General features: G+C 39.8%; 6 protein-coding genes. 5 read left to right on the top strand and 1 reads right to left on the bottom strand.

Annotated features, from left to right (window positions below; translation table 11 throughout):
- Nucleotides 1-197 (bottom strand): DUF3791 domain-containing protein (locus AB5443_RS06645; RefSeq protein WP_368119599.1); only part of this gene is annotated, 197 nt, incomplete at its 3' end.
- A gap of 471 nt (nucleotides 198-668) precedes the next feature.
- On the opposite strand from AB5443_RS06645, the gene AB5443_RS06640 reads away from it, so the two are divergent.
- The 5 genes from AB5443_RS06640 to AB5443_RS06620 are packed head-to-tail and all read left to right on the top strand — an operon-like array spanning nucleotide 669 to nucleotide 7,881.
- Nucleotides 669-1,256: a DUF3575 domain-containing protein gene (locus AB5443_RS06640; protein WP_217937995.1), complete on the top strand. Its 588-nt coding sequence runs from the start codon at nucleotides 669-671 to the stop codon at nucleotides 1,254-1,256.
- A gap of 7 nt (nucleotides 1,257-1,263) precedes the next feature.
- Nucleotides 1,264-2,805 carry a DUF3868 domain-containing protein gene (locus tag AB5443_RS06635; RefSeq protein ID WP_277133151.1) on the top strand — a complete coding sequence of 514 codons (1,542 nt, stop codon included), beginning with the start codon at nucleotides 1,264-1,266 and terminating at the stop codon, nucleotides 2,803-2,805.
- Between the two features lie 60 nt (nucleotides 2,806-2,865).
- Complete coding sequence (locus AB5443_RS06630; protein WP_277133150.1) at nucleotides 2,866-4,416, top strand: Mfa1 family fimbria major subunit; 1,551 nt, start codon at nucleotides 2,866-2,868, stop codon at nucleotides 4,414-4,416.
- 3 nt (nucleotides 4,417-4,419) lie between these two features.
- Nucleotides 4,420-5,388 (top strand): FimB/Mfa2 family fimbrial subunit, encoded by a 969-nt coding sequence (locus tag AB5443_RS06625; RefSeq protein WP_073345209.1) that lies wholly within the window; start codon nucleotides 4,420-4,422, stop codon nucleotides 5,386-5,388.
- A 21-nt stretch (nucleotides 5,389-5,409) separates the two neighbouring features.
- Complete coding sequence (locus tag AB5443_RS06620) at nucleotides 5,410-7,881, top strand: fimbrial protein (protein WP_277133147.1); 2,472 nt, start codon at nucleotides 5,410-5,412, stop codon at nucleotides 7,879-7,881.
- Nucleotides 7,882-7,896 lie beyond the last annotated feature (15 nt).

The raw sequence follows: 7,896 nt of genomic DNA, 5'->3' as shown, positions 1-7,896 counted from the left end.
ATATATTCCAATAAAGAATCAACAATATACGCTTTTCCTTGCGTGTGCAAAGTATCATAAAAAGTCTTGATATAACTATCTAGTGCGCCTAATTCCTTTAGTTTATTAAAAACCTCCGGACTATAACGTCCCAACCGTTCAGCAGTATTTTCGACACAATATATGATGAACTCCAATTGTTTTTCTTTAAGGGTCATACTATTTTCTCCTTTCTTATCATAATTGTCCTATGATTAATATAGCAAAGGTAGAAAAGTTCCTTCTTTTTTCCAATGATTCTGTATGGTATCTTATATACACTAGTGAATATTAAAGTAAACTCAATATTCATTCATCATTGTTTTCTCTTCTTTTGCCAACTTTCCCCACCTTTGAAATACCCTTATTAGACTTTCTTCCTGCATCAGTTCCACCATTTCATAGATATACTTTGTGTGTCACAGAAGTTAACCGGATAGATAGGTAATGATTTAACAATGTTTACCGAATACGCCTTTTATGAGAGAGATTAGTTTCTCATTTTGAATGAATCTGAAGTTGTTTTGAACGAAATTTCGGAATCCGTGTGCAATTTCAGAACGTTTTATTTTAATCTATATTTCTTTTGTATATTTGCAGCAAATATTAATTATAAGCATAAACAAAAAACACTCTATTATATACATTTGATGAAGATACATGACATAATAATTCTACTTTTGATGTTTTTGGGAAGCATAGGGCATTGTTCAGCTCAAAAAGTAGCGGTAAAAACAAATCTGTTCTACGGGATTTATTCAAATTCACCTAATCTTGGAGTCGAGTTCGGACTTTCACCACGTAGTACAGTAGAACTGGGTGGCGGCTTTAACTGGTTTACATCCGGCAAATCATCCTCAAACAAGAAACTGGTACACTGGCTCGGTTCTGCGGAATATCGTTATTGGACGTGTGAAAGATTCAGCGGACATTTTTGGGGAATACATATATTAGGAGGACAGTACAACATAGCTGGTCATCATTTGCCACTTCTATTCGGAGATGATTCCAGACGCCATCGTTATGAAGGATGGGGGATAGGCGGAGGATTTTCGTATGGCTACCATTTTCTCCTAAGCAATCGTTGGAGTCTCGAAGCGAATATAGGCATGGGATATGTCCGGCTTCATTACGACAAGTTCAGGTGCGAGACTTGTGGTGAAAAAACCGGAACGGAAAAACGCAACTATTTCGGACCGACTAAAGCCGCAGTCTCACTTATATTTCATATAAAATAATAAAAACATGATAAAAGCTAAATCAATTTTATGGTTACTGACTCTGTCACTGCTCTTTTCTCCTTTACTATATGGAGAAAACCTGTCAGACAAATGGTATAAAGGAACTATGCACCCAGAAGCTCTTAAACTACAACAAGTGGGAGATTCTTTACATATTCAAATGCTTTACGACTTCGATAAAATAAAAGTCAGTTCCAATCATTCAATAGAACTGATACCGGTATTAGTTACTACAAGCCACCAAATGGAATTACCGGAAATCTCTGTCAAAGGCCGTAGTAATTACCAAAGTCTGAAACGTAAATTGGCTTTAATGAATATACAGGAACGTGATTTTTACCAGTCGGAAGCTCCATATCGTGTTGTAAAAGGATATGGAACAACCGGAAAAGAACAAATCCGGTATTCATTGGTCATTCCATTCGAACCATGGATGAAAGATGCGCGTTTGGATATCAAAAAGGAAGTGACAGGTTGTTGCCGACCGGGCAAGTTACTATCGACAATTCCTCTTTTTAGTACTGTTGCTTTGGAACAACTTGCTATTCCGTATCAAGTTATTCCACATATCAGCTACATTCAACCACAAGTGGAACATGTTAAAAATCGTGAGATGTCATGCGAAGCGTTTTTGGACTTTGTCGTCTCTAAAACCGACATAAAGCCGGATTATATGAACAATCCGGTAGAGTTGGAAAAGATAGCCTCCATGCTTGCTGAAGTGAAAAATGATACAACTATAACGATTCGTGAGATATCGGTCATCGGTTATGCTTCACCGGAAGGCTCTTTCCTTTTTAACAGGCAACTTTCCGAAGGACGTGCGAAAGCACTTGTCAATTACCTGCTCCCTCATTTCTCTTTTTCTAAAGAATTATACAAGGTGGAATATGGCGGTGAAAATTGGGATGGATTACGCAAGATGGTTGCAGAATCTGATATGATGGAGAAAGAGGATATTCTTCATATCATTGATAATACACCGGCTGCTATAAATTATCATACAAATACTAGTCGTAAAAAATCATTGATGCTATATAAACATGGTGAGCCATATCGATATATGCTCAACGAGTATTATCCACATTTACGTAAAGCAATATGTAAGATAGAATATAATGTTCAGAATTTTAATATAGAACAGGCAAAAATACTGCTTCATAGTCGACCTCAAGATTTGAGCCTGAATGAAATCTATCAAGTAGCTCTTACTTACGAAAAAGGTTCACCGGAATTTATAGAACTATTTGAAACAGCCGTCAGAATCTTTCCTAACGATGAGGTTGCCAATTTAAATGCCGCTTCGGCTGCACTTTCACATGGAGATACAGTATTAGCAGAAGAATATCTTAGGAAAACAAAGATTTCCGTACCGGAGTATGAAAACACAGTGGGAGTGTTACACTTATTGAAAGGGGAATATGAGCAAGCAGAAGCATATCTCAATAAAGCTGCCGAATCTGGATTGAGACAAGCACGTCTCAATCTCGAGGAATTGGCTAAAGGTAAAGACAATATCCGGACAATAAACAAACAAGACTATTGATTTATTTTTACTATCATTTATAATTATCATTTCATTTACAACATTTAAACATTTAAAAAGATGAAAACAAGAAGTTTTCTATTATCAACGTTGGCAGCTTTTATGCTTGCCGGTTGTAGTAGTGAGGAAGCAGGGGAAAACAACATTCTGGGTGATGACCTGAATGGCAAAGCGTATCTGTCGCTTTCGCTTAAAAGTCATATAGCTACTACAAGAGCAACAACAAAACCGGGTACTTCAGGGGAAAGTAAAGCGGGGACTGTAACTGTTCTATTATTTGACAAGGATGATGTATGCCTTGATGTGGTTGACTTTAGTGGTGCTACTGTTGGAAACAGCGGAGGAGAAGGGAATCCGTCTGCTGCAGCCAGTGAAGCTAAATTAGTGCCGGAAAAAACTGAGAAAGTATTTGTGGTTATCAACCCTTATAGTGCTGGGTGGGATTTATCTAAAGATGCCGTAAAGGGTAAACCTTGGAACACGATTAATGCTGCTATTGATGCGACTATTACCAATGTTACGGGCGACCAGAATTTTATGATGGCGAGTGCAGGTACCACTGATGCTGGAGCATTAACAGATGTAAAGTCGAATGTGTTTAAACCGACTGAATATACCCCGGAAGCAGAGAATCAGGCAAAGACTAACGCCAAAAATACTCCTGCTAAAATCAATGTAGACCGGTTGAGTGCCAAAGTTGAGGTTGCGGTTAAGTCACCAGACTTTACAAAACCAGATGGTTCCAATTTTACTTTTGGTGGTTGGGAATTAAGTGTTACCAATAAGAGTGTAAAATTATATAGTGATCTTATTCCTTATGACAATGCTACAGAAGGGGCTGTTTATCGTCGGGATAAGAACTATCTGCTGAGCGAACAGCCTGATATTAGTGAAAATATGGAAGCTAACATGGATGCAGCTTTCAATTATCTGAAAAACATCAATAATACAGCGGAAACTATGCCTGAAGTGAAGCAGACGGATGGAACAAGTTTGTATTGTCTTGAAAACACTATGGATGCGGCAGCGCAGCAATTGGGATTTACTACCAAGGTGGTGGTAAAAGCTCGGTATACTCCTAAAGATTTGACTGTAAATACCAGTTACTTCTCTTGGAAAGGTAATTATTATACACTAGAAGGGCTTCAAAAAGCATACAAAGAAACCACTGGCGGCGGACTGAAAACAGATTTGCCTATATTCTTGAAAAAAGCAGGCGTCGTGGAAGAGGGTGTTGCAGACATAGATAAGGCGATTGCAGATCTTACTGTTGACGACTTCAATGAGAAAACCGGTATTATCGGACGTTTCTGCGCTGTACGTTACTATCACGCATCAGTATGCTACTATGACGTTTTAATCCGTCACGACCAAAATGTCACAACCAAAATGGCTTTAGGTAGATATGGTGTAGTACGCAACAACTGGTATCACCTTGAGCTTCAGAGTGTGAGCGGCCCTGGAACACCGTGGATTCCCGATCCGTCCGACCCTGATCCAAATAATCCTACACCACCGGATACCGATGATGATGAAGCAGACGCTTATCTATCTGTTGAAATCACTATCAATCCATGGACTTTCTGGACACAAGGTGTTGATTTGCATTAATAGATGGAAATCAAGAGATACATAAAGAAATACATAATAATCCTTGCCGCTTTTATGGCGGCAGGGATTACCGGTTGCGATGTCCTTCATGACGACCTCGAACAGTGTGATCTTTTTCTGAAGTTCCGGTATGACTATAACATGGCAAACGAAAACTGGTTTGCCGATCAAGTGGAAGAAGTAAAGGTCTTTGTGTTTGATGCAGAAGGGAGCTATATACAGACATTCACCGAAAATGGCAGTCTGCTGAAAAGTCCGGACTATCGTATGCTGATACCTTATCGTCTGAAAGGCTGTACGGCTGTTGTGTGGGCAGGAAAAACAGACAGTTTTTATTCATTACCGATAATGACCGCAGGCACTCCGATAGATAAATTGACATTGAAATATGAACCTGAAAATGACATAAGCAACAATCATCTCGATGCGTTATGGCATAGCAGTTCTCTGCAAATGTTTTCGTTAGAGAATAGCGGCAATACGGAAACGGTCAGCTTGGTGCGCAATACCAACGATATAACGATAGGTATTACACAGAGCAGCAACCCTGTTGATGTTTCAAAATATGATATACAACTGATAGCAGCAAACAGTTCTTATGACTATAAAAATAATTTTGGAGAGAAAAACAAGAACATAACTTATTATCCTTGTCCTGAAGAGGAGGACAGTAGAGTATCTTTCCACACCCGGATTCATACGCTCAGGCTTGTCAAAGATAGCGATATGACTTTTTCCATCACAGAAAAATCTTCAGGAAAAGCAATAGATATCGGAGGTAAAACAACAATAAACCTCATTGATTACCTGTTGATGAGTAAACCGGAAATGATGGATGAGCAGGAATATCTTGACCGCAGATATCAGTGGGACATCAATATCCGTATTGGAGACAAGGAAGAGAACGGTTACATTGCATTGAGCATAACCGTCAACAATTGGACGTATTGGTTTCAGCCAACGGATATGTAAGCCGTTTTTTGAAACAAAATTTTGGCACGATTAAGGATGAATATAACTATAAACATAAAATTTCCGGCAGTTGTCTTGCTTTTGACGACGTTTGCCTTGTTGCTTGATTCTTGTGTAAACGAGAATGAACCGACAGGTGCACGTATTTACGAAGGAGAAAGAATACCTCTAAGTATTACTATGGGGACACGCAATACTACTACCGATAATGATAAAGTCATAAGTTCCGTACGTGCGATTGTTTTTAATGACAAGGATGAACTGGTGTATAATGGTGTTTCGGACACTTCCATAAATGATGATGACACATATACCGCTCCAATAAGGGCGGCACGGGGATACAACAACATTTATATCATTTGTAATGAAACAGAGGAACTTACGGAAAAACTCAACGCCATTACACGGGAGAATGAAATAGAAAATGTGACATTCTCCGCAGTAGGTATCATTGCTCCGCCACCCATGTATGGAAATGTGCAGCATGCCTATGTAGAATCCCGCAGTGACGGGAAAAATGCCACAGTCACAATTAATAATGTTAAAATGACGGAACTACCGGTTAAAGTAACCCGTATGGTATCCCGTCTTAGCTTTACAGCAATTAAAAATATAACCAATCTGGATGAGGATTTTAAGGTAACCAAACTGTCAATCAAGGTATGTCGTATGCCAGCCGCCACTACCATAGGAGAAGGACAGGCATATACGAAAAATATTTGGTCGGATGACCTTACTATATCAGGAACAGGCGAACTCGATAATAACGGTACATATATAATAAATGGAAATAAATACACCATTCCTGATAACGTAGATTTCATAACAATTCCCGCCACTTATATCCCCGAGCACTTGTTATCCGAACCTAAAAATGCTTCACAAGCAACCTATCTCAAGATTGACGCACAATGCATACTTAAAAATGGAAGTACGCAGGTACTAAACTGCATCTATTTACTAGATATCGGGCAGAATCCCCCTGAAAACCATAACCTGACACGAAATAACCATTATCAGATATACGCCACCATTACCGGTATGGGTGCAATGGGACTTTATGCGGAAATAGTGGCAATGGAGGAACATGATATCACAATCAACTGGAAGCCTATTGACGGACTGGTAATAGTGAGTGACAAGGCGGCAGATTATGACGCCACAGCCGATACATCCAAAAATGTGAATATATGGAATGACTTTACCATCTATTCAGGTGTACTGAAAGCATATCATTCGGAGACGGGATACAAAGATGTCCTGTTCAAGTACGGCAGCCTGATAGCTATACACAGCGCATCGGAAGAAGGGAAAACATTTGCAGCACCCGACAATGCTAATGAACTGAACGATGTACTTTGGTATCCGGGCTCATACGCCCCTTTAACTATCAAGGGATGGGCGGACATTCCTTATCAGGATACTGGTGAAATACCTGAAAATAATACGGCAGTCCAGATTGCGAAAGGATTGGGAGATCCTTGCAAACTTGCCGGACTATCTGAAGCTCAAATCAAGACTTTGGGAATTGTGGATAACGGACAGTGGCATATGGCTACTTCGGATGAGAATAACATTCTGATAATGGCAACTGATAATGAAAATAATTCATACGGTTACCCTTCTTTCCATTGGTTGCTTTCTCCACATAACCGGTATAGGGATACGGACGGCATTTCCAAGGGAGATCGTTCCAATGGATGGTATTGGGCAAATGATGCCTCAGTATTCAATTTCTCCGGTCAATCACAGGAAGCTGGACTTCAAAATGGTATAAACAGACAAAATGCATATATGATCCGTTGTGTGCGCAATGAGATACCGGAAAGCCAGATGAAGATAGGTAATATTGTCAGTCCCACTTATCAGGGTACCGAGAATAGTGGAAACTCTTACTTCGGCATTATATCAAATATTCCTTATTGGACGGCAACACTTGTAACATCAGGTTCGGAAATGGGAACAGCATCTCCCAACGATTTTTCATTTGAGCCCGGAGGTGGCAGCATACATACTACCCACGGCAGTAACACTCAGAATATCTCTGTATATGTCAAACGTAAGGAAAGTGCTTCGCCACGTTCATTTAGAGTGAGAGTGGCAGGCATCGGTTTGGACGGGCGGACAGAGAGTCTCTTACTCACTGTTTCACAAAGCGGATATGATTTACGTGCCAAAACAGGATTGGGCAGTTCTGGTAATATACCTCAGAAGGGAGGAACTTACGAGACAACCATTCAACTTACCCCCACAGATGTAACCATGCCTGCCGGAAAATTGTATTTGAGAATCAGCTATGCAGGTGCCACAAAGTGTGTCAGCACCGAAGTAAATACTGAATCACATAGATATGAGTATCCTGTCTCAATAGAAATCCCGGAAAATGATAGTCCGAGTGCCATTAATCTTACGGTTGAGATATTATTGGCAAGAGAGTCCGGATTAACAGTTTCCCTTGGAAATCCGATTATTTCACAAAATGGTTATCAATAAGAACCGGCATGAAGC

The organism is Bacteroides sp. RTP21281st1_H5_RTP21281_210402, assembly GCF_040918965.1.
Lineage (GTDB): Bacteria > Bacteroidota > Bacteroidia > Bacteroidales > Bacteroidaceae > Bacteroides > Bacteroides congonensis.
The sequence above is the reverse complement of the archived record's forward strand: the minus strand, read 5'-3'. Positions and strand labels throughout refer to the sequence as shown.

Bases quoted from the DNA above. Each gene is read 5' to 3' on its own strand.
- AB5443_RS06630 (WP_277133150.1), top strand. From the start codon at position 2,866: ATGAAAACAAGAAGTTTTCTATTATCAACGTTGGCAGCTTTTATGCTT.
- AB5443_RS06625 (WP_073345209.1), top strand. From the start codon at position 4,420: ATGGAAATCAAGAGATACATAAAGAAATACATAATAATCCTTGCCGCT.
- AB5443_RS06635 (WP_277133151.1), top strand. From the start codon at position 1,264: ATGATAAAAGCTAAATCAATTTTATGGTTACTGACTCTGTCACTGCTC.
- AB5443_RS06640 (WP_217937995.1), top strand. From the start codon at position 669: ATGAAGATACATGACATAATAATTCTACTTTTGATGTTTTTGGGAAGC.